We start from the raw sequence: 22,132 nt of genomic DNA, 5'->3' as shown, positions 1-22,132 counted from the left end.
ATAAAGTGAAAAAGTCTATAAAGAAAGGCGACTATCCGTCCAAAAAATGAACGGATAGTCGCCTTTTTCGTTTACGATCTTGAAATAAAATTAAAAAACGTAAGTTTTTCAGTGGCCTCCCATAAGGCCGACTACTTTTTTCATTATTATTCTTCCTCTTCTTCATCAAGGAAAGTATTTAACATTTCTTCAATTAAATCCCATTCCTCTTCTGTTTCAATTGGTTCTAGATCTCCATCTTCTCCATCTTTATGTGGATTAAAGCTTGATGCATGAATCTCAATTTCTTCGCTATCATCCTCATCCGCACCAACTGGATAATATAAGACATATGATTTTTTAAATTCTTCTGACTCAAACGTAAACAATACTTCACATAATTGTTCATTTCCATTTTCATCAATTACTGTAATTTGTTTTTCTCCATGTTCCATTAATGGTCACCTCATTATTAGTTTAACCGCTACTTTATTATCAGACGATTTCTAATCATTTTTGCATTTCATTCGAAAGAAAAGTCTAACTTCTTTTATAGCAGGGCTTTAGTTTAAACTATCCAAATAACTTTGTAAAATCATAACTGCCGCCATTTTATCAATGACTTGCTTCCGCTTTTTACGACTAACATCTGCCGAAATTAACATCCTCTCAGCCGCCATTGTAGTAAGTCTTTCATCCCATAAAATAACGGGCAAATCAAACTTTTTTTGTAAAATTTGAGCAAATTGTTGACTAGCTTCTGCTCTTGGTCCAATTGTACCATTCATATTTTTAGGCATTCCAAGAACCACTTTCTCAACGCCGTATTCTTTAACAATTTCAGAAAGCCGCCCCATATTATAGTCTCGGCTTTCTTCATTTATTTTAATCGTTTCAACCCCTTGTGCAGTCCATCCGAGTTCATCGCTAATAGCTACCCCAAGTGTCTTTGATCCTAAGTCCAATCCTAATATCCTCATGACTATCCTTTCAATTCAAAAAATAGGTGTAAATCAAAACGCGAAAATCAATAATAATTTTAACAGCCTCTTCACCTACTCGCCAAATTTGGCGATCATCTATTATTATTTAGCATGCTTTGAATTTAATCCATTTTGATTTTGTAAATAAGATTTAACTAATTCCTCAATTAATTCATCTCTTTCTAGCTTACGAATTAAATTTCTAGCATCACGATGGCGAGGAATATATGCAGGATCACCAGAAAGCAAGTAGCCTACGATTTGATTAATTGGATTATAACCTTTTTCCTGTAAAGCGTCGTAAACGGTATAAAGCACTTCATTTACATTTGTTTCGACCGAATCATCAGAGAAATTAAATTTCATCGTTTTATCAAATGAACTCATCATTTGCACCTCTTTCTTAGATTCAACATAGGAATCTACCTACTTTGTCCAATCTTACCTACATTTTACACTACTTTTTATAATTATAAAACGGATTGAACCCATTCTTCGACATACTTCAGTGCTTCTGCTAATTTTTCTGGATTTTTTGCCCCAGCTTGAGCCATTTCTGGACGACCGCCGCCTTTTCCTCCACATTTTTCTGCGACTTCTTTAATTAATTTCCCTGCATGATAGCCTTTATCAACTAAATCCTTCGTCACCCCAGCAACAAGATTTACTTTCCCATCCTCAGTTGCACCTAATACAACGATCGCTGATTGTAATTTCGATTTTAAATCATCCATCATCCCACGTAAACTATTCATATCTTTTGCATTAACAATTGTTGAAAGAACCGTAACTCCATTAATTGTCGTAGCTTTATCAACAATACTATTCGCTTCAAGATTGCCTAGTTTTGCTGTTAATGATTCCTTCTCACGTTGAAGTTCACGATAATCAGATAATAGACCTTCAATTCTAGTGACGATATCTTTTGGATTTGTTTTTAATAATTGCGCCGCATCTTGTAGCTTTTCTAATTGACCGTTTATTAGTTGGTATGCAGATTTTCCAGTTACAGCTTCAATTCGTCTAGTTCCTGCACCAATCCCTGTTTCAGATACAATTTTAAACAAACCAATTGTTGCTGTATTATCGACATGGCAACCACCACATAATTCAAGGCTGTAATCACCAACTTGGACAACACGGACAATATCTCCATATTTTTCACCAAAGAGTGCCATAGCTCCCATTTCCTTGGCCTCTGTTAATGATTTATAATCAATGTTTACTGCAATGCTCTTCCAAATTTGTTCATTCACGATTTGTTCTATTTGCGTTAATTCATCTTGGCTTACCTGTCCAAAATGAGAGAAATCAAAACGCAGTCTTTCTGACGTTACCAATGATCCAGCTTGATTAACATGATTACCTAAAACATCCTTCAACGCCTGATGTAATAAGTGGGTTGCAGTATGATTTTTTACGATTCCACTTCGATTTTCTTCTGAGACAATCGCGTGTACAACATCATTTTGTTTAAGAGACCCGCTTTCAATAATGACGTTATGCAGATTTTGTCCGTTTGGTGCTTTTTGTACATCCTTTACCTTTAATTCGACTTGCTCATTCCCCATTGTTCCGACATCAGCAATTTGTCCACCACTTTCAGCATAAAATGGAGTTTTGTCAAGAATTAATTGAACCTCGTCACCTTGTTTAGCTTCGGTAATTGTCTCTCCATCCTTAACGATTACTAAAACAGAAGCATTTTCGACAGCTAATTGATTATATCCTACAAATTCACTCTCTACCTTTATTTCACCAAGGACGCCACCTTGAACTTGCATTGAGTCGACTTTTTGAATTGCTGCACGTGCACGTTCCCGCTGCCCTTCCATCTCTTGTTCAAATCCATCGTGGTCGATTTTCATGTCTTCTTCTTCTGCGTATTCCTCAGTTAATTCAACTGGAAAACCATAAGTATCATACAAGCGGAACACATCTTCACCAGGTATTATGTCGCTACCTTTAGCTTTTTGTTCCTTTATTACTTGACTTAAAATTGTCAAACCTTCATTTAATGTTTCATGAAAGCGCTCTTCCTCGTTTTTAATTACTTTTTGAATGAAATCCGTTTTTGCTTTTACTTCTGGGTAAAAGTCAACCATAATCTCAGCAACAACTGGGACAAGTTCATTCATAAACGGACGATTAATATTAATCTTTTTCGCAAAACGTACAGCTCTTCTCAGTAGTCTTCTTAGTACATATCCTCGTCCTTCATTCGACGGAAGGGCGCCATCACTAATTGCAAAGCTAACAGTACGCACATGGTCTGCGATAACTTTAAACGAAACATCCTTTTCTTTATCTTCACCGTATTTTTCATTTGAAATTTGTTCAGTGGCGCGAATAATTGGGATGAATAAATCTGTATCAAAATTTGTTTCAACATTTTGAATGATTGAAACCATACGCTCTAGTCCCATTCCTGTATCGATGTTTTTCTTCGGTAAAGGTGTGTATGTACCATCGGGATTATGATTAAATTGAGAGAAAACTAGGTTCCATACCTCTAAATAACGATCGTTTTCTCCGCCAGGATATAATTCAGGATCTTCTGGATCATTTCCATATTCTTCGCCACGATCATAGAAAATTTCTGTGTTTGGTCCACTAGGTCCTTCACCAATATCCCAAAAATTTCCCTCTAAGCGAATAATTCTTTCTTCTGGTATTCCGATTTTTTTATGCCATAATTCAAATGCTTCCTGATCTTCAGGATGGATTGTTACAGATAACTTATCGGCATCAAATCCAATCCATTTTTCACTTGTTAAAAACTCCCATGCCCATTCAATGGCTTCAACTTTAAAATAGTCTCCAATTGAAAAGTTACCTAGCATTTCAAAAAAAGTATGATGTCTTGCTGTTTTTCCTACATTTTCAATATCATTTGTACGAATGGATTTTTGTGCATTACAAATTCTTGGATTTGCTGGAATAACCCGTCCATCAAAATACTTCTTTAATGTTGCTACACCACTATTAATCCAAAGTAAAGTAGGATCCTCATGTGGGACTAGTGAAGCACTAGGTTCAACTGCATGTCCCTTCTCCTTAAAGAAATCCAAAAACATTTGACGAACTTCTGACGATTGTAATTTTTTCATATATATCCTCCTTAATAAATAATAGGCAATCGTAATAAAAGATTTCTCTAGTTAAACTCGTATGTATATGTAAAATTTGAATACAAGCTTAAATGATTTTCAGAGAATTTCCTAAAAATAATAAACTCCCGCCACTGTGTAAAGAAATCCTCTTTCCACAGGGACGAGAGTAAGCTCGCGGTACCACCCTGATTACAGATTTTAAATAAAATCCATCACCTTTATTAATCCGTAACGAGGATGAAACGACAGTTTTTCTCTGTACTTAGGAGTAGCTTTCTGTTGTCCTTACTTTAGAATTTCTTCCAGCCAAGGAAATTCCTCTCTATAAAAGTGATACAACATACTTGTTCCATCATTGATTTGTCATTATTCTATCGTGAATTATAGACAAGCACATAGTAAATGTCAATGGTTCCTCCTCATTTGAACTAAGTGCACAACCATAACTCTTAAAACAACTACAACAGGAACTGCAACCATCATTCCAAGTACACCCCCAATTTCTCCACCAGCTAATAATGCGAGCATTATTACGATAGGATGCATATGTAAGCTCCTACCTACAATTAACGGACCGAGGATATTTCCTTCAAGAAATTGTAAAGACAAAATGATAATAATCACAACGATGATTGTTTTGGATGACATTGTTGCTGCAATAATTAGTGCTGGAACTGCACCAATTATTGGACCGAAATAAGGAATAATATTCGTTGTTCCAATAACAAGTCCTAAAATCAGTGGATATTTTACATTAAAAAACCATAATGATAAAAATGCAATTGTTCCGATTATAAAACAAACAAGCAATTGTCCTCTAATATAGTCACCTAGGGAATCGTCAATATCCCTTAAAAATTTTATCGCAGGCTTTCGTAACTTACGAGGGGTTAAATACCAAGCTGCTCGTTTTAGTTGCTCGTAATCCTTTAACATATAAAACACTAAAAATGGAATGATTGCGAGAAGTAAAACATAATCAACAAGATTTTTTATTCCATTCATTACCTTTTCAATTGTCAACACTAACCATTCTTCTGTTTGCTGAAGCATTCCATCAATTTTATCATGTATACCATCTGGCCAATTATCCGTTTGTGCATGAATCGAATTTATCCACTCTGTGTAAATTAATGAAATTTCCGGGAAATTCTCAGACAAATCTCTTAGCTGTGTTATGAGGAGAGGAATCCCGCGATAAAATCCATATCCTATTAATCCAAAAAACAAAAAATAGATAATTAAAATAGAAAGTGATCTTGGTACTCCAGTCCGATGCAGTTTTTCAATGATTGGATGAAGCAAATATGTAATAAATCCACTTATGAAGAAAGGGACTAAAATTGCCTTTACCATAAGAAAGAGAGGATTCCATATATAATGTATCTTAAAAAAGATAAAAACCGTTAAAAAACTTAACAAAAGGATAGAAATAGTTAATAACCATTTAATTTGTCGGTCTCGCATCGCTCTCTCCTCCTCCCCCTTATTTTGGGAGGAAGTGAAGTTTTTATTCATAATGGCAGCTATGCATAACAATATATATAACGTAAAGAGCTGACAATTTGTCAGCTCTAATATACTTATCTAATTTTTCTTTTGTTACTTAAAACATTTTCATTACGCGATTACGCATTTTTTTCATTGAACGATTTGATGTCAAATTCGAATTACGAGCAAAATAATAAGCTGCTGCACCTAATCCAACAGACACTAATGAAGTTATCGTACGATTCATGCAAATCTCTCCTTTACATGCTTATTGATCGTTCATCATCAGAAAACAAATCATCCAATGAGCTTAATGTTCCATCCTCTTCAACTTGATGAGTTGAAATTTTACCTTTCGCAATGGAAAGCTCTATAAAACAACTCCAACAATAGTATTGATTTACACCGATTTTTCCAAGGTCTTTGCTTTTACAATTCGGACACGAAAACAACTGGGACACCTCATTTAATCAAAAGTCGATGACGATCGCATCTTTGCTTATCGCAAGTGGTTCACCAGAAGCTTTTACAACTTTTTTTCCTTCTGTGAGGTCAGCAAAAAATCCGTCCGTCAATTCATATGCCTCAATTGTTTCCATTTCTTCAGAAATATATACATCCTCTAATAAACCGAGCTTTTCTCCTTCTTTAGTCAAAACCGATTTAAAATGAAGATGATCATATGGAATATATTCCTCATTTGTTTTAACTGTTTGGAGTGGGAGTAACTTATCACGATCCTCAACCATTACACCATTTTCACCTAGTGCATGTATCGCCTCAATCGGGATAAACCGATCTCGATTGAGTAGTCCTTTCCCTTCCATGATTAGTCCGAATACTTGCCCCTTGGAGGATAAATATAAATCGGTAACATGTCCTAAAAGAAATGCACTTTTGTTACAATAAACCGGCATTCCTTTTAAGTTCGAGAATGTCCGCAAAGTCATCTCCACCTTTCCGAACATTCATAGGTTATGTCCTAGTCGAAAAAGTGATACAGTGTAAGGTTTTCCATTGATTTTTCCACTTGATACTTTTTTAGGCTATTCTTAACAATGGTCTTTAACTTTTTGTCCTTTTTATGTTAATTGTCTTACATATCCAATAAAAGGATCTATTCGGCACTAATATAATTTCATTATTAAATACCAATTTATCCAAAACTTCTTCGCACTACCTAAAAAGAAAATGGAAATATAAGCTATAAATAAATTACACAAACTAAGAAGACAATATATTTGTCTACTGGTGATTCACTAGTAGCAACCATATACCAATTGCAACTCTTAACTCGACGATAACAGTATATTTCAAGGAGGAATCTAGATATGGTAAAAGAAACAGAATTGGAAGTTATAAAAAAGAATATTAAATCAAAAGATGCAGAAAATGCTAAAATTGAAAAAGTTGCTTCTGCTAAAGTAGAAGAAGAAATTGGTGAAGAGCTTGCACCATTGAAAAGTCAGTTACAAACTATACAAAATGCCCTAGATAAATTAAATGTAAATGGACAACAAACTTCTATGACATCAGCGGGACAGAATCAACAACAATCAAATGAACTTTTAAGCCAGATGCAACAATTTAGTACACAAGCACAACAACAACAGCAGAAAACATTTCAACAATTACAACAATCAATCCACCAAGCTGCACAAATGCTAAATAATGTAGAACAATCATTACAATCGGTTAATATGTTAAACCAAATCGCTCAACAAATTAATCAATCTCAACAACAATTGCAAAGCCAGCAACAACAAAATCAAAGTCAATCAGGAAGTTCAAACATGTATCAATAAATGCATTTTATAAAATGTGTAGTTGATGTGTAAATCAACTACACATTTTTAATATTTTCACATTAGTTTTTCCTAATTTAAATTAGTTTTACTATACTCCATTATACTTGTTATTATTCGCCTTATTAAATCTTTCTAATTTTACTTAACATCGGATTACACTTCTAATCGTAAAAAATTTAATGTATAAATAAAGGGCTAATCCATAAAGTCATACGGTGTAACGTTTTCCATGCCAATATTTGCATCTGAAATTGGAAAAGGTAATTCCTTCTGTAATTCATCCTCATCAATATTTCCCGTTAATTTCAACCGAAGACTTGTCTGTCTGTCAGAACTATCATTATTTTTTATTCCCCATTGTAATGCTTCCTTTTCACCGCATAATACTAATGACCGCTTACTTCTTGTTATCGCTGTGTAAATTAAGTTACGTCGTAACATTCGAAAATATCCCTTAACAATCGGAAGGACGACAATAGGGAATTCACTTCCTTGTGATTTATGAATTGAACAACAAAAGGCATGAGTAAATTGGTTAAAATCCTGTTTTGTATATGTGACTTCATTTCCATCAAAAGAAATAACAATCATATCTTCTTTTTCAGTGTTTTCCTTCGCATAAAAAATCGCGACAATTTCCCCAATATCACCATTGAAAACATTGCTTTCAGGCTGGTTGACTAGTTGAAGAACTTTATCTCCATTTCGATAAACGACGTCTCCATACTTTAACTCCCTTTTCCCTGGTTCCATCGGATTAAATATATCTTGAAGCAGCAAATTTAATTGGTCAATCCCAGCAGGACCTCGATACATTGGGGCTAACACTTGAATATCTTTAGCTGTATATCCTTTTCTTATTGCACTTTTAATGACCTTCTCTATTACTTCCTTCATTTGCGCTTGAGAACATTGGATAAATGAACGATCAGAAGTTGGAGCAGCGATATTAGCTGGTAAAGTACCTTTTTTTATTTCATGAGCCAGCTCAATTATTGAAGAGCCTTCTGCTTGGCGATAAATGTCGGTAAGACGTACAGTAGGAATCATTTGTGATGCTAATAAGTCCCTTAACACTTGTCCTGGTCCAACAGAAGGTAGCTGGTCCTCATCGCCAACCATGATTACTTGAATGTTATCAGGTAATGCTTTAAATAGCTGATTTGCTATCCAAATATCAACCATTGATACCTCGTCAACAATTAATAATTTGCCCCCAATTGGATTATCCTCATCATGCTCAAATCCATCGGCTCCATTCCATTTCAATAATCGATGAATCGTCACAGCTGGCATTCCTGTTGCCTCACTCATTCGCTTTGCTGCACGACCTGTAGGTGCAACAAGTACGATTGGAAATGGTTCTTCCTTTTTATAATCATTTAGATCAAGAGAACATCCATGTAAATCAGAATATATCTCAACAATCCCTTTTATAACTGTAGTTTTACCTGTTCCTGGACCGCCAGTTAACAATAGCATCGGTGACATTAATGCCTTTTGAATCGCATCCTTCTGTGTTGGTGCGTATTGTACTTTCATTCTTTCTTCAAGCGCTCCTAGAGAAAGAAGAAACTCTGACTCTGGAAAAAGATTGGAATATTCATCCTGTGCAAGAATTCTTTTAATATTTTTTGCGACTCCTTGTTCAGCATAAAAAAGCGAAGGAACATATGCTCTTTCGTCTTCAATTATGATTTTCTTCTCATTTCCTAAAGCGATAATTTGTGTAGATATCTCTGTCTCCTGGATAGGTGCTTGCTTTGATTGATTTAATAATTCCTTTGTTTTATGAATTAATTGTTCAATAGTTAAATAAACATGTCCTTCTTGAAGACACATGTATTCTACATTATAAAGACAAGCTGCTTTTATTCGTTCCGGGTCTTCCCCTGAAATCCCTAACTGATTACCGAGCTCATCTGCACGTAAAAATCCAATTCCTTCAACATCCTGAACTAATTGATATGGATTTTCTTGAATAACAGTTAATGTATTATCCTGATATGCCTGATAAATCTTCATTGCAAGCTGTGGACCAAAGCCAAATTGATTCAATGCAATCATGGTACGCTCTAGTCCTTGATGGGCAATAAGTGATTCAGCAAGTTGCTTCGCCTTTTCCCGATTTATTTTCGGAATATCTTCAAGAACTGATGGGTTCTCAAGTATTTTTGATATCGCGGAATCCCCTAGTTTTTCTACTATTGCTTCTGCTGTTTTTTTTCCTATTCCCTTAAACAGGTCACTTGATAAATATTGAATAATCCCATCTTTTGTTTGAGGAATTTCCTTTCGAAAATGTTCTGTTTGAAATTGAAGGCCAAACTTAGGATGATTTGTAAAGGCACCAAAAAAGGTATATGTTTCATCCTCATGCAGGAGTGGAAAGTAGCCCGTCACGGTGATTTCTTTCTCTTCTAACGGTTCACTTGACTCATGAATTCTAACTTTTAATACGGAATATAAGTTTTGTTCATTATGAAAAATGACAACCTTAACGAGTCCTTTAATATATTGTTTGTTTTCACCGAATAAATCTGCACTTTCCTGCATGATCTCACTCCTTTCAAACCCTATAGACTTGTAGGCTTAACATTCCTCTTTAAGAAAACAAATTAACATGATGAACTTCATAATTTTTCTCTTATCAGTCTTTTTCATTTTCATTGATTATTTTTAAAGCATGACTTGCAAGTATATGGTCAGATTGAATTTCCAATGCTTTCTTTAGCATCTCTTTTGCTTTTACACTATTTTCTTTAAATGCATATGCAACTCCTAGATTATAAAAAGCATCTGCATGTTCCTCATTTATGTTAATAACCTTCTCGAATTGAACAATTGCTTCATCAACTAAATCCAATTGAGCTAAACATAAACCATATTGAAACCTTGCATCACTATCTTCCTCATTCAATTCAACAGATCGTTGAAAATATGGTAAAGCAAGTCTTATTTGGCCAATATTGACCATACACATCCCTAACATAAAAAATAAATCAGCATGATCCAATCCTTTTTTTAGTGCTTTTTCAAACATGTCTTTCGCCTTATCATATTGTTCTTGATTGTAAAAGACATTTCCTGCTCCATAATAAGCAGTAGCGACGTTTTTATCAATTTCTATAGCTCTTTCAAAAAATTTTAAAGCTCTCTCAAAATCATTCACTGCAGAAAGTAAGTTGCCAAAATTAATATAATTTATCGGATTGTTTGGATTTTCCTCAATTTCTTTTGAAAAAATCGTTGCCGCTTCCTCAAAATTCCCCTTCTGCATTGCTTCGATCCCTTTTTGTGCTTGCTCCACGTTATCCCTTCTTTCCATTCTTTATATGTATGAAATAATAGTTAACAGGTAAAAGGGGCTGACTCAAACAAATGTGTCAACCCCAATCTCTATACTATCTTACTTTTCTTATACATACCATAGCTTTTCACCATTTTTAAAAACATCGTCGATCGTGCCACCGCCAAGACATACTTCACCATCATAAAACACGACAGCTTGTCCAGGGGTCACTGCACGGATAGGTTTTTTAAAAATCACTTTCGCTGTTGTCTCATCTAACATTTTCACTGTAACTTCATTGTCTTCCTGACGGTAACGGAATTTTGCAGTACATGTTAATTCAGAAACAGGCTTATCTGAAACCCAGCTCACATTTGTTGCAATAATTGAGTCTGAATATAATAGTTCATTATCAAATCCCTGAGCAACATATAACACATTTTTCTCTAAATCTTTTCCAACAGCAAACCATGGGTCTCCACTTCCGCCAATTCCAAGACCATGTCGTTGTCCAATTGTATAATACATTAAGCCATCATGCTTTCCTTTAACTTCTCCGTCTAGTGTTTGCATGAGTCCAGGTTGTGCTGGTAAATAACCACTTAGAAATTCCTTAAAGTTTCTTTCGCCGATAAAGCATATTCCCGTACTATCTTTTTTCGTTGCGGTAGCCAAATTAGCTTCTTTTGCCATTTCCCGTACTTTTGGCTTTTCAATATCTCCTATTGGAAACATAACTTTTGATAATTGTTCTTGTCCCAATTGATTTAGAAAATACGTTTGATCTTTATTATTATCAATTCCACGCAACATTTTGTACTCACCATCACGGTATTCAACTCGTGCATAATGACCTGTTGCTAAATAATCTGCTCCAAGGGACATTGCATGCTCTAAAAATGCTTTAAACTTAATTTCTTTATTACACATTACATCTGGATTTGGAGTCCGACCTGCTTTATATTCATCTAGAAAATACGTAAATACTTTTTCCCAGTATTGTTTCTCAAAGTTAACTGCATAATATGGAATACCAATTTGGTTACAAACCTCAATCACATCATTGTAATCTTCTGTAGCTGTGCATACTCCATTTTCATCCGTATCATCCCAGTTTTTCATGAAAATACCAATTACGTCATACCCTTGCTGTTTAAGCCTTAATGCTGCAACAGAGGAATCTACTCCTCCTGACATACCAACTACTACTCTTATATCTTTTGGATCTTTTTTCATGTTTTCACCCCCATTTATTTGCTTTTTGCTGTTCTTTTCACAATTTTTGCAATCTCATGTGCAGCATAGTTAATTTCCTCCATTTTAGTCCCATAGCCGAAACTAAAGCGGATTGATGACGTTATTCGATCAGACTCTTTTCCGAACATTGAAACTAATACATGTGACGGATCAACAGACCCTGCAGTACATGCAGAACCGCTTGATGCAGCAATACCTGCTAAATCTAGATTAACAAGTAATGATTCAATATGCGTCTTCGGAAAGTACACATTGAATACGTGTGGTAAACCATTTAGCAAACCGTTTACTTCATACTCGAGCTGATATTCATCGAAAACCGATATCATTTCTTTTTTATATGAAAGGAAGACTTCCCTTTTTTGTTCAAGATTTTTCAAACTAAGTTCAGCAGCAAGACTAAAGCCGTAAATACCTGGTACGTTCTCTGTACCCGCTCTTCGTTTTAATTCTTGCTCACCGCCATATAAAGTCGGTTTTAATTTAATACCTGATTTCGCATAAAGAAAACCAACACCTTTTGGGCCATTAATTTTATGTGCTGAAACAGATAATAAATCTACACCTAGTTCTTTTACATTTATTGGTTCAATTCCAAATGCTTGAACTGCATCAGTATGGAAAAATGCTTGATGAGACTCTAATAACTTGGAGATTTCTTTTATTGGTTGTATTGCACCTACTTCATTGTTTCCATACATTATTGTGACAAGGATTGTTTGATCAGTTAAATGCTTTTTAACATCATCAACAGATATGATTCCTTGATCATTAACTGGTAAATAAGTAACATCATACCCTATACTTTCTAGGTATTCGCAAGCACGTAAAACCGCATGATGCTCAATTTCAGTTGTTATAATATGATTTCCTTTATTGGAATGAGCTAATGCAGTTCCAATAATCGCAAGGTTATCTGCCTCTGTACCACCACTTGTAAAGATGATTTCAGATGATGTTGCACCAATTTTCAATGCGAGATTTCTTCTAGATTCATCGAGTATACGGCGGGCATCTCTGCCAAATGAATGGATACTTGAAGGATTGCCGAAGTGTTCTAACATAATTGGGAGCATTTTTTCTGCTACTTCTGGATGAAGCGGGGATGTTGCAGCATGATCCAGATAAATTCTTTTCACCTGAGCAACTCCTCCTTTCTTTTAATCAGGATGCACTAATAATAAATAGTCAAGCTTCCCATTTATTTTAGTTATTTGTTAATTTCTTAACAAGTATTTTGCTTTTGATTAAATATAGAACATATATGGCTCTTGTTCTCCGCCTTCTGTATAACTAGCTAAATCTTCAAGAGTTGTATTATCAATAACATCAACTACTGCATCTCGTATTTTAATCCATAATTGTCTTTTCGCCGGTTCCTCATCCTCTAGCACCTCAACTGGGCTAATCGGACCTTCCAATACTCTAATTATATCCCCTGATGTTATATTTGCCGGTTCATCACCTAAAATATAACCACCGTAAGCCCCACGAATACTTTTAACAAGTCTCGCATTACGCAAAGGAGCAATAAGTTGTTCTAAATAATGCTCAGATAGATTATGTGCTTGAGCAATACTTTTCAAGGAAGTCGGACCTTCTCCATGTTTTTTTGCTAACTCAATCATAATTGTTAAACCATATCGACCTTTTGTTGATATTTTCATACTAGCACCCCTATAATTTTCTTTCTAAAAAGCTTGTGTCATGAAAATTCCTATTATTACTGGAAAGCTTTAGCATTAAACCTGCTGTCCATTTATCACAGTAAGGAATCATAAATCCTGCTACATAACCAATTGTTACAGTAGCAATAATTGTTCCAATAAAGACCGGACCACCTAACAACCATCCAAAAAATAACACAATGACTTCAATGGTTCCTCTAATAAATGTAATAGATTTTCCAGTTTTATTTACTAATGCAATCATTAAACTATCTCTAGGTCCAGTACCACGTTTTGCAGATATATATAAGCCCATTCCATAGCATAAAATAATTATTCCTATAAGAAGCATAATCAGTTTCCCAAAAATTGATACTGGTGTTTTCAGAAAAGGTACCATTAAGTACAAATCAATAAATATTCCAACAGATACCATATTCACAAATGCACCAAGCTTTGGTCTTTTTTTTGTTAATAATGAAGCAACAGACAGAACAAATAATCCTGTTATAATTGACCATGTGCCAATTGTTAATCCAAATTGATAATAAAGCCCAATATGAAGGACGTCCCAAGCAGAGACACCTAAATTAGCCTTAATCGTTAACACAATTCCCAATGCCATAATTAGTAATCCGATAAAATAAATAAGCCAAGTCACTATCGGTTGAATGACATGATCGGTTTTCTTCAATTTGAGCTCCCCCGATACTAAGAAAAAATTCTTGCTGGAGAACACTAGCCTATATTTCACAAATCTACTTTCCATACTTTGAACATTAGCCATTATAGCATATTATTAAGGGAAAGGGCATTAAAACCAACTAACTTGCTCGGGAAGTATCGTTTTACTTCTCAAGAACCATTACTTTATAATTTTTAATTAGGTACTTATCTAAAGTAATGGTTTTTCAGCTCAGCTTTGTAAAGGTTGATTTCAACGTATGTTCGATACACCTTGAAGGGAAGTAGACACCCATCCCGATAAAAGCAGTACTGCACTAGGAAATCAATCAAACACGACAACTAAGAAAAAGCAACAAAGTTTACGAAAACAGCCTTAATTAAAATCACATCATTTAAAAAACTACTATCATTTTTATTATATGTTTGGAGTGTTCTACATTGAAGCAACCACTTGCCTTTCGTATGCGGCCTAAAAAGCTAGAGGATATCATAGGACAAGAACATCTTGTTGGAAAGGGAAAAATCATCTATAGAATGGTTAAAGCAAAGCATTTATCTTCGATGATATTATATGGGCCACCTGGTATAGGTAAAACATCCATTGCCACAGCGATTGCTGGAAGTACAGGCACAGCTTTTCGAAAATTAAATGCAGTAGTTAATAATAAAAAAGATATGGAAATTGTTGTTGAAGAGGCAAAAATGTCTGGAAAGGTTATCCTCATCCTTGATGAGGTCCATAGACTTGACAAAGCAAAACAAGATTTCCTATTACCTCATTTGGAAGACGGAAAAATTATTTTAATTGGAGCAACTACAAGTAACCCATACCATGCAATTAATCCTGCAATACGCAGTAGATGTCAAATCTTTGAACTACATCCGCTTAATGAAGAACATTTAAAACAAGCTTTACTTCGAGCACTTCAAGACGAGGAAAATGGATTTGGCAAGCAAAAAATTGAATTAATAGATGAGGCTCTTCACCATTTTGCTACAAGCTGTGGTGGCGATGTGCGCTCGGCTTTAAACGCTCTTGAATTAGCAATTATATCTACTGATGAGAATGAGAAAGGTACAAAAATCATTGATCTTGCGACAGCAGAAGAATGTCTTCAAAAAAAGAGCTTTGTTCATGATAAAGATGGTGATGCTCATTATGATGTTCTTTCAGCATTTCAAAAATCAATTAGAGGTTCGGATGTCAATGCCGCGCTTCACTATTTAGGAAGATTGATCGAGGCCGGAGATCTTGTTAGCATCAATCGCAGGTTATTAGTCATTGCCTACGAAGATATTGGACTTGCTAATCCTCAGGCTGGACCTAGAACACTATCAGCAATTGAAGCAACAGAGCGATTAGGATTTCCAGAAGCTAGAATTCCGCTCGCTAATGCTGTCATTGAATTATGTCTCTCTCCAAAATCTAATAGTGCCTACCAAGCATTAGATAGAGCAATAGCTGATATCCGTTCAGGAAGAGCAGGAGAAATCCCTCTCCATTTAAAGGATGCTCATTATCAAGGGGCAAAATCTTTAGGAAGAGGCGTCGATTATCTCTATCCACATGACTTTGAAAATGGATGGGTAAAACAACAATATTTACCTGATAATTTAAAGGATAAAGTCTATTACGAACCAAAAAGGACTGGCAAATTCGAATTAGCTTTAAGTCAAATTTATGAAAACCTTATGAATCAACAAAAAAAGTAGAGCTAGTACGTTTAAGTAAAATTGTTTGCATAGTTAAAACGATTCTGTGGAAAGGATAACATTAGACTTTCTTGAAATGAAAGAGGAGGCGAGCTGTCGAATCGTGATAAACAAACCAAGATTTTGGACTGAAAAGGAAGATGCAATTCTTGCCAACTCGATGTTAAAATCTATAAAAGACGGAGATACTTTGGCTTCAGGATATGCTGAAGCAGGAGAAAAATTAAATAGATCGATAGCAGCCTGTCGTAATCGTTGGAACTCTGTAATCCGTAGAAATTATGAAACGGAAATAAAAAAAGCAAAACAACATAAAATGGAGAAAACTCATGATGTAGTTGGTCATTTAATAAAGGAAGAAGAAACTTTACAAGTTGCTGAAATGAATCATAATCAAAAGAAGTTAACAGAAACAAAATTAGAGGAACAATTCCTTCCAGACATTCAACATATTACTATTGAAGACTGTATAGAATATTTAACTAATTCCCAAAGTATGAAAGAAAAAAATCAGAAATTAAAGGCTGAAAATCTACTCCTTAAGAATAAAAATGAACGCCTAAAATTGAAGTACAATGAACTAGTTAAAAAGAAGCGACAAAATGAAGAAAAATATTACACACTTATGAAAATTGTTCAGCAGGCAAGCAAACTTAATGATGACTCTTTAGAAAATAAAAAATTACTTCATTAAAGAAGAGGCATTCTCATGCCTCTTCTTTTTACAATTAAATTAATAAATTCGGGTGAACCTTTCTATCTAAAAATAATTGCAGCTACTCCCCATTTCTCCTATTCATCTTTTACACGAACAATTTTAATATCCTTTAATAAATCAGAAATAACGTACCCACCCATAATTAAACCAGCTACGGAAGGAACAAAAGCGTTTGAGGATGGAGGCATTTTTGCTTTTCTTATTGATGCAGCATCATTTCCAACCTCTTTTCGAATATCTTCACGAATGACGATCGGACTTTCATCTGAAAAGACAACCTTAATACCCTTTCTAATGCCTTCTTTTCGTAATCTTGTTCGAATAACCTTTGCAATAGGATCAGTATGTGTTTTCGAAATATCTGCTACTTGAAATCGCGTCGGATCCATTTTATTTGCCGCACCCATACTTGAAATAATCGGGATATTACGCTTTAGACACTCTTTCATAAGATGAATTTTATATGCGATCGTGTCTGAGGCATCGATAACATAATCCAATTTATAATCAAAGAACTGTTCATAAGTTTCTTCAGTATAAAACATCTTTAATGAAATAACTTCACATTCAGGGTTAATATCTTTTATACGCGCTTCCATTAAATCAACTTTTGGTTTACCAATAGTTGAAAGCAAGGCATGAATTTGTCGATTAACATTCGTAATATCAACATCATCCTTATCAACTAAAACGATTCTTCCAACTCCAGATCTCGCAAGTGCCTCTGCAGAGAAAGAGCCAACACCGCCGACACCTAATACAGCTACCGTACTTTTTTTAAGAATTTCTAATCCTTCTTTACCAATTGCTAATTCATTTCGAGAAAATTGATGTAGCAAACTAACTCACTCCATTTATCATTCATTTCTGCGCCATACGAGTAATGACAGTATTTTTACCTGAAGAAGAATATAACATACATTGTTGAAAAAGCAAGTCCTTTCCGTTTAATTTGACGTTTGTCTACTCACACTTCAATTATGATTAAACATATAGTATGATCACCTCATCATACATACCTGTTACTACTTGATAACACATTTTTAATATGATATTATTTGTTCATAAATAAAATATGAAAGCGCAATCATAGTCCTGATGTGTTCGTTGTACACCTAGTTTTGACCTAACATTTTTTTTATGGGAGCTTGCGTTTCCTCGGAAAGTAAACGCCTCTAATTTCGGATTACGAGGACTTACAAACCGCGGAATAAAGCATCCACCTGCTAAGGGCGGGCTCAAAACGAGGGAAACGGCGACGGCACGTTCGGGACTTCTTTATTATTATAGCTCAGGATATATATTGTTTGAATTCAATAGTAAATACTCAAACTATTTTTACCTTGAAAAAGACCTATTCCATCATGTGAAATAGGTCTTTCTGTCATTAAAGGTCGCGAAGCTCTAAATTTAATTCTTCAAGCTGTGCTTCACTTACAGCACTTGGTGCATTCGTTAATAAATCACTTGCACTTGCTGTTTTCGGGAAAGCAATTGTATCTCTTAGATTTGAACGACCAGCTAATAACATAACAAGTCTGTCTAAGCCTAACGCGATTCCACCATGTGGAGGTGTACCGTATTCAAACGCATCAAGTAAGAATCCAAATTGTTCATACGCTTCTTCCTGTGTAAAGCCTAATAGCTTAAACATTTTTTCTTGGATATCTTTTTCGAAAATACGGATTGAACCGCCACCTAATTCATATCCATTTAGAACAATGTCATAAGCCTGTGCTTTCATGCTAGCTGGATCTGTCTCGAATAAATCTAAATCCTCACGAGCAGGCATTGTGAAAGGATGATGTGCAGCATAATAACGTTTTGTCGCTTCATCATATTCTAATAATGGCCAGTCTACAACCCAGAGGAAATTATATTTTGTTTCATCAATCAACTCAAGCTCTTTTCCAAGCTTTAAGCGTAATGCTCCTAGTGCATCGGCTACAACCTTTTTCTTATCAGCAACAAAAACAAGTAAGTCACCGACTGATGCTTCCATCGTTTTTACTAATTGGTTTTGCTCTTCTTCTGTAAAGAATTTAATAATTGGTCCTTTTAAGCAATCCTCTTCAACCTTTAACCAAGCTAACCCTTTAGCACCATATGGAGCTACAAATTCTGCTAATGCATCCATATCTTTTCGAGAATATCTATCAGCAGCACCTTTAACATTAATCGATTTCACTTGACCACCATTTGCTACAACCGTACTAAATACTTTTAGACCACTATCTTTTACAATTTCACCAACATCAACTAATTCTAATCCAAAGCGGGTATCTGGTTTATCTGAACCGAATCGTCCCATTGCTTCTTCATATGACATTCTTTGGAATGGAAGTTCAACCTCAATGCCCTTTGTTTCCCTCATGATTCTTGCCATCATTTGTTCAGTCATTGTCATAATATCATCTTGACTCATAAATGAAGCCTCAATATCAATTTGAGTAAATTCAGGTTGTCTATCCGCACGTAAATCCTCATCACGGAAGCAGCGCGCTACTTGATAATACTTATCAAATCCAGAAACCATTAAGAGTTGCTTAAAGATTTGTGGTGATTGTGGCAATGCGTAAAATTCACCTTCATGCACACGGCTTGGAACTAAATAATCACGAGCACCTTCTGGAGTACTTTTAGTTAAGATTGGTGTTTCAATATCAAGAAAACCATTCTCATCTAAAAAATTGCGCATAGATCTTGTAACTTCATGACGCATTTTAATCGTATTAAACAATGCAGGTCTTCTTAAATCTAAATAGCGATATTTTAAGCGAACATCCTCTGAAACTTCATCTGATTTATCTTCAATTAGAAATGGTGGGTTTTTCGCTGCGTTAATGATTGTTACACTTTCAACAAGAACCTCAATTTTACCAGTAGGTATATTCGGATTAATAGTTTCTTCATCACGTTCAACAACTTTACCAGTAATATCAAGAACGTATTCACTACGAACTCTTTCTGCAATTGCTAAAGCTTCCTCAGAAATTTCTGGATTAAAAACAACTTGAACAACACCCGAACGATCACGAAGATCAATAAAAATAACCCCACCTAAATCACGACGCTTCGCAACCCATCCTTTTAATACAACCTTCTCACCAATAGCAGACTCTGGTACTTCACCACAGTAATATGTACGACCGAACATATAACCCTCTCCTTTTGTATATATAAAATAATTGATTTTTCCTTTAATTACGTTGTTGCTTCAAATATTCAATTACACCATCAATTGGAACCTCTTCCTGTGTTCCTGTTTCCATATTTTTCACAGAGATAACATTTTTCACAAGCTCATCTTCACCTAAAACAGCAACATATTTAGCTTGATGACGATCAGCTGCTTTAAATTGAGCTTTTACCTTTTTGTCCTCATAATCTTTTTCAGCTTTTAAACCGGCTTTTCTCATTTCAAAAAGCAATGAAACTGTTCTATCCTTTGCAGCCTCTCCCATCGCAACTAAATAACAGTCAATTGATGAGGAAATAGGGAGGCTAACTCCTTCAGCATCAAGCGCAGCTAAAAGCCTTTCAATACTTAATGCAAAACCGATACCAGGAGTCTCTGGACCGCCGATTTCCTTAGCAAGGCCGTTATACCGTCCGCCACCACATAAAGTTGTAATCGCTCCAAATCCTTCAGCATTACTCATAATTTCAAAGGCGGTATGATTGTAATAATCTAATCCTCTCACAAGCCCTGGATCGACTTCAAAATCGATTCCATTTGATGTTAAATATTGTTGAACCTTATTAAAATAAGCTTTTGATTCATCATTTAAATATTCAAGAATCGATGGGGCCGATGCCATTAATTCATGGTCATGATCTTTTTTACAATCTAATATACGTAGAGGATTTTGCTGTAATCGCTTTTGACAGTCAGAACAAAACTCTCCTATTCTCGGTTCAAAGTGCGCGATTAACGCTTCACGATGTGCTATACGACTTTCTGCATCCCCTAAACTATTTATTACGAGTTTAAGACTTTTTAAGCCTAGAGTTTGATAAAGCGACATCGCAAGTGAGATGACCTCCGCATCAATAGCAGGGTCATTACTTCCAAGTGCTTCGATTCCAAACTGAACAAATTGGCGGAATCTTCCTGTTTGTGGGCGCTCATATCGAAACATTGGACCAATATAATATAGTTTTGTTGGTTGTGATGGGTTAGCATAAAGCTTTTTCTCTACAAAAGCACGTACAGTTGACGCTGTCCCTTCTGGTCTCAATGTAATACTTCTGCCTTTTCGATCAAGAAAAGTATACATTTCCTTTTGAACAATATCTGTACTTTCACCAACACCTCTTGCAAATAATTCTGTATGCTCAAATATCGGTGTTCGAATTTCCTTATACTGATATCTTTCACATAAATCTCTTGCAGTTTTTTCAATAAACTGCCACTTTTCAACCTCTCCAGGTAAAATATCCTGTGTTCCTCTAGGAATCTGGAATGACATAACTTTCTCCTCCAATTCTAAAAAGCAAAACATCTTACTTTCACACTTTTAAGATTCGTTCAATACCTATTAATTGTTCGTGAAAAAACCGACATTTGTATTCTCACGCTTTAAAATGACTAAACGAAACAAATTTAGAAGATTACTTTATACAGATGAATCTAATACGCAATTATGTAAAAGCATTAGCTATATTAAGCTTTTAAGAAGCTTTTTTTATTGTTAGCTGATACGTTCACTTCTTCAGGCAGTTACGAAGTCTCCTCGTCGCATTACTTCTAAGAAAGCTCCCTATAATAAAACTCTTCTTGAAGCAGGAATCTGCTGGCATTAACCCACAAATGTTTACAAATTAGAAAATAGAAAATAAACTTCATTATTTCTGAAAATTAAAAAACTCCCGTCTCTACAAAATGTAGGGACGAGAGTTATACCCGTGGTTCCACCCTAGTTGAGATAAAAAAGCAATCTCCACTCAAACAGATAACGCCTGTAACGTTCAACACCTACTAAACATATCGTTTTTCAGCGAGAAACCTAAGAAGTGTTTTTCAAAAAGTCATAATGGAGAAATGCTTTCAGCCTTAGACATTTCCTCTCTATCCATCTGTATTCTTATTTACTTTTCTTCCTCATTGGTTCTACTATTCATTTCTTATCGAATTTTATCTTATCATACGAATCTTTCACATACAATGTCAAGAACGATTTAAATGTTTTTTTAAATTCTTTACTTCTCTTAAGGAAATTCCAAATTCAGATGCTAGTTCTAAAGATGAATCATTTTGTTCTTTCGTTATAAAATCATGAAAATCGACACCAAATATATCGCGCTGTGAATGAGAGAACTCTGCTTTTCCGCTGTTTCTCATGACCTGTCCCCTTCCTTTTTAACAATGCTATAAATATCATTTCCTATATTGGAAGATTTTATTTAATTTTTTTAAAGGAA

General features: G+C 35.0%; 21 protein-coding genes, 1 other RNA gene and 2 other annotated features. Of the genes, 4 read left to right on the top strand and 18 right to left on the bottom strand.

The features are described from left to right. Window positions 1-146 precede the first annotated feature (146 nt). The 8 genes from ACTJJ9_RS21810 to ACTJJ9_RS21775 all read right to left on the bottom strand — a co-directional run bounded on the left by ACTJJ9_RS21810 (window position 147) and on the right by ACTJJ9_RS21775 (window position 6,510). Window positions 147-434, bottom strand: coding sequence for a DUF1292 domain-containing protein (locus ACTJJ9_RS21810; protein WP_145583264.1), 288 nt, complete (start codon window positions 432-434; stop codon window positions 147-149). Window positions 435-542: 108 nt separating this feature from the next. Further along, entirely contained in the window at window positions 543-959 is a 417-nt protein-coding gene (gene ruvX, locus ACTJJ9_RS21805; RefSeq protein WP_095302919.1) for a Holliday junction resolvase RuvX, read from the bottom strand. Between the two features lie 105 nt (window positions 960-1,064). Continuing rightward, window positions 1,065-1,349 carry an IreB family regulatory phosphoprotein gene (locus tag ACTJJ9_RS21800; RefSeq protein WP_095302920.1) on the bottom strand — a complete coding sequence of 95 codons (285 nt, stop codon included), beginning with the start codon at window positions 1,347-1,349 and terminating at the stop codon, window positions 1,065-1,067. Window positions 1,350-1,432: 83 nt separating this feature from the next. Further along, entirely contained in the window at window positions 1,433-4,072 is a 2,640-nt protein-coding gene (gene alaS / locus ACTJJ9_RS21795) for an alanine--tRNA ligase (protein WP_145583263.1), read from the bottom strand. A gap of 156 nt (window positions 4,073-4,228) precedes the next feature. Beyond that, window positions 4,229-4,440 (bottom strand) — a binding site (T-box leader). 40 nt (window positions 4,441-4,480) lie between these two features. Next, a complete protein-coding gene (locus tag ACTJJ9_RS21790) occupies window positions 4,481-5,542 on the bottom strand; it encodes an AI-2E family transporter (RefSeq protein ID WP_095302922.1) in 1,062 nt (353 codons plus the stop codon). Window positions 5,543-5,681: 139 nt separating this feature from the next. Beyond that, window positions 5,682-5,813 carry a YrzQ family protein gene (locus tag ACTJJ9_RS21785; protein WP_095302923.1) on the bottom strand — a complete coding sequence of 44 codons (132 nt, stop codon included), beginning with the start codon at window positions 5,811-5,813 and terminating at the stop codon, window positions 5,682-5,684. Between the two features lie 13 nt (window positions 5,814-5,826). Further along, window positions 5,827-6,018 (bottom strand): hypothetical protein, encoded by a 192-nt coding sequence (locus ACTJJ9_RS21780; protein WP_095302924.1) that lies wholly within the window; start codon window positions 6,016-6,018, stop codon window positions 5,827-5,829. 18 nt (window positions 6,019-6,036) lie between these two features. Next, entirely contained in the window at window positions 6,037-6,510 is a 474-nt protein-coding gene (locus tag ACTJJ9_RS21775) for a PRC-barrel domain-containing protein (RefSeq protein ID WP_145583260.1), read from the bottom strand. 387 nt (window positions 6,511-6,897) lie between these two features. Here ACTJJ9_RS21775 and ACTJJ9_RS21770 point away from each other — a divergent pair, with 387 nt between their 5' ends. Further along, entirely contained in the window at window positions 6,898-7,371 is a 474-nt protein-coding gene (locus ACTJJ9_RS21770; RefSeq protein WP_145583258.1) for a hypothetical protein, read from the top strand. A 198-nt stretch (window positions 7,372-7,569) separates the two neighbouring features. Here ACTJJ9_RS21770 and recD2 read toward each other — a convergent pair whose 3' ends face one another. From recD2 to ACTJJ9_RS21740, 6 genes are all read right to left on the bottom strand, one after another. Next, window positions 7,570-9,930, bottom strand: coding sequence for an SF1B family DNA helicase RecD2 (gene recD2, locus ACTJJ9_RS21765; RefSeq protein ID WP_145583256.1), 2,361 nt, complete (start codon window positions 9,928-9,930; stop codon window positions 7,570-7,572). Window positions 9,931-10,024: 94 nt separating this feature from the next. Continuing rightward, window positions 10,025-10,684, bottom strand: a complete 660-nt coding sequence (locus tag ACTJJ9_RS21760) for a tetratricopeptide repeat protein (RefSeq protein WP_186324255.1) — start codon at window positions 10,682-10,684, stop codon at window positions 10,025-10,027. Between the two features lie 108 nt (window positions 10,685-10,792). Next, complete coding sequence (gene mnmA / locus ACTJJ9_RS21755) at window positions 10,793-11,902, bottom strand: tRNA 2-thiouridine(34) synthase MnmA (protein WP_095302928.1); 1,110 nt, start codon at window positions 11,900-11,902, stop codon at window positions 10,793-10,795. Between the two features lie 14 nt (window positions 11,903-11,916). Beyond that, a complete protein-coding gene (locus ACTJJ9_RS21750; protein WP_145583253.1) occupies window positions 11,917-13,062 on the bottom strand; it encodes a cysteine desulfurase family protein in 1,146 nt (381 codons plus the stop codon). A 108-nt stretch (window positions 13,063-13,170) separates the two neighbouring features. Beyond that, window positions 13,171-13,590 (bottom strand): cysteine metabolism transcriptional regulator CymR, encoded by a 420-nt coding sequence (gene cymR, locus ACTJJ9_RS21745; RefSeq protein WP_095302930.1) that lies wholly within the window; start codon window positions 13,588-13,590, stop codon window positions 13,171-13,173. Between the two features lie 10 nt (window positions 13,591-13,600). Continuing rightward, window positions 13,601-14,284: a YczE/YyaS/YitT family protein gene (locus ACTJJ9_RS21740; protein WP_440768869.1), complete on the bottom strand. Its 684-nt coding sequence runs from the start codon at window positions 14,282-14,284 to the stop codon at window positions 13,601-13,603. Window positions 14,285-14,739: 455 nt separating this feature from the next. On the opposite strand from ACTJJ9_RS21740, the gene ACTJJ9_RS21735 reads away from it, so the two are divergent. Both ACTJJ9_RS21735 and ACTJJ9_RS21730 read left to right on the top strand, forming a co-directional pair. After that, the gene (locus tag ACTJJ9_RS21735) at window positions 14,740-15,990 is read left to right on the top strand and encodes a replication-associated recombination protein A (protein WP_145583267.1); all 1,251 of its coding nucleotides are present in this window, start codon (window positions 14,740-14,742) and stop codon (window positions 15,988-15,990) included. A gap of 103 nt (window positions 15,991-16,093) precedes the next feature. Further along, window positions 16,094-16,684, top strand: coding sequence for a hypothetical protein (locus tag ACTJJ9_RS21730; RefSeq protein WP_145583251.1), 591 nt, complete (start codon window positions 16,094-16,096; stop codon window positions 16,682-16,684). A 98-nt stretch (window positions 16,685-16,782) separates the two neighbouring features. Here the strand turns inward: ACTJJ9_RS21730 and ACTJJ9_RS21725 are convergent, their stop codons facing one another. Then, window positions 16,783-17,547, bottom strand: coding sequence for a tRNA threonylcarbamoyladenosine dehydratase (locus ACTJJ9_RS21725; RefSeq protein ID WP_095302933.1), 765 nt, complete (start codon window positions 17,545-17,547; stop codon window positions 16,783-16,785). A gap of 250 nt (window positions 17,548-17,797) precedes the next feature. Here ACTJJ9_RS21725 and ssrS point away from each other — a divergent pair. Then, window positions 17,798-17,986, top strand: a non-coding RNA gene (gene ssrS, locus ACTJJ9_RS21720) — 6S RNA. 109 nt (window positions 17,987-18,095) lie between these two features. Here ssrS and aspS read toward each other — a convergent pair. The 3 genes from aspS to ACTJJ9_RS21705 form a co-directional block, all read right to left on the bottom strand. Continuing rightward, window positions 18,096-19,865, bottom strand: coding sequence for an aspartate--tRNA ligase (aspS, locus tag ACTJJ9_RS21715; RefSeq protein ID WP_145583249.1), 1,770 nt, complete (start codon window positions 19,863-19,865; stop codon window positions 18,096-18,098). Window positions 19,866-19,908: 43 nt separating this feature from the next. Beyond that, a complete protein-coding gene (gene hisS / locus ACTJJ9_RS21710; RefSeq protein ID WP_095302935.1) occupies window positions 19,909-21,180 on the bottom strand; it encodes a histidine--tRNA ligase in 1,272 nt (423 codons plus the stop codon). Window positions 21,181-21,594: 414 nt separating this feature from the next. Then, window positions 21,595-21,825: a binding site (T-box leader), on the bottom strand. A 53-nt stretch (window positions 21,826-21,878) separates the two neighbouring features. Then, entirely contained in the window at window positions 21,879-22,052 is a 174-nt protein-coding gene (locus ACTJJ9_RS21705; protein WP_170944491.1) for a hypothetical protein, read from the bottom strand. Window positions 22,053-22,132 lie beyond the last annotated feature (80 nt).

The sequence above is a fragment of the Metabacillus sp. 22489 genome, assembly GCF_052044855.1.
Classification (GTDB): Bacteria; Bacillota; Bacilli; order Bacillales; family Bacillaceae; genus Metabacillus; species Metabacillus niabensis.
The sequence above is the reverse complement of the archived record's forward strand: the minus strand, read 5'-3'. Positions and strand labels throughout refer to the sequence as shown.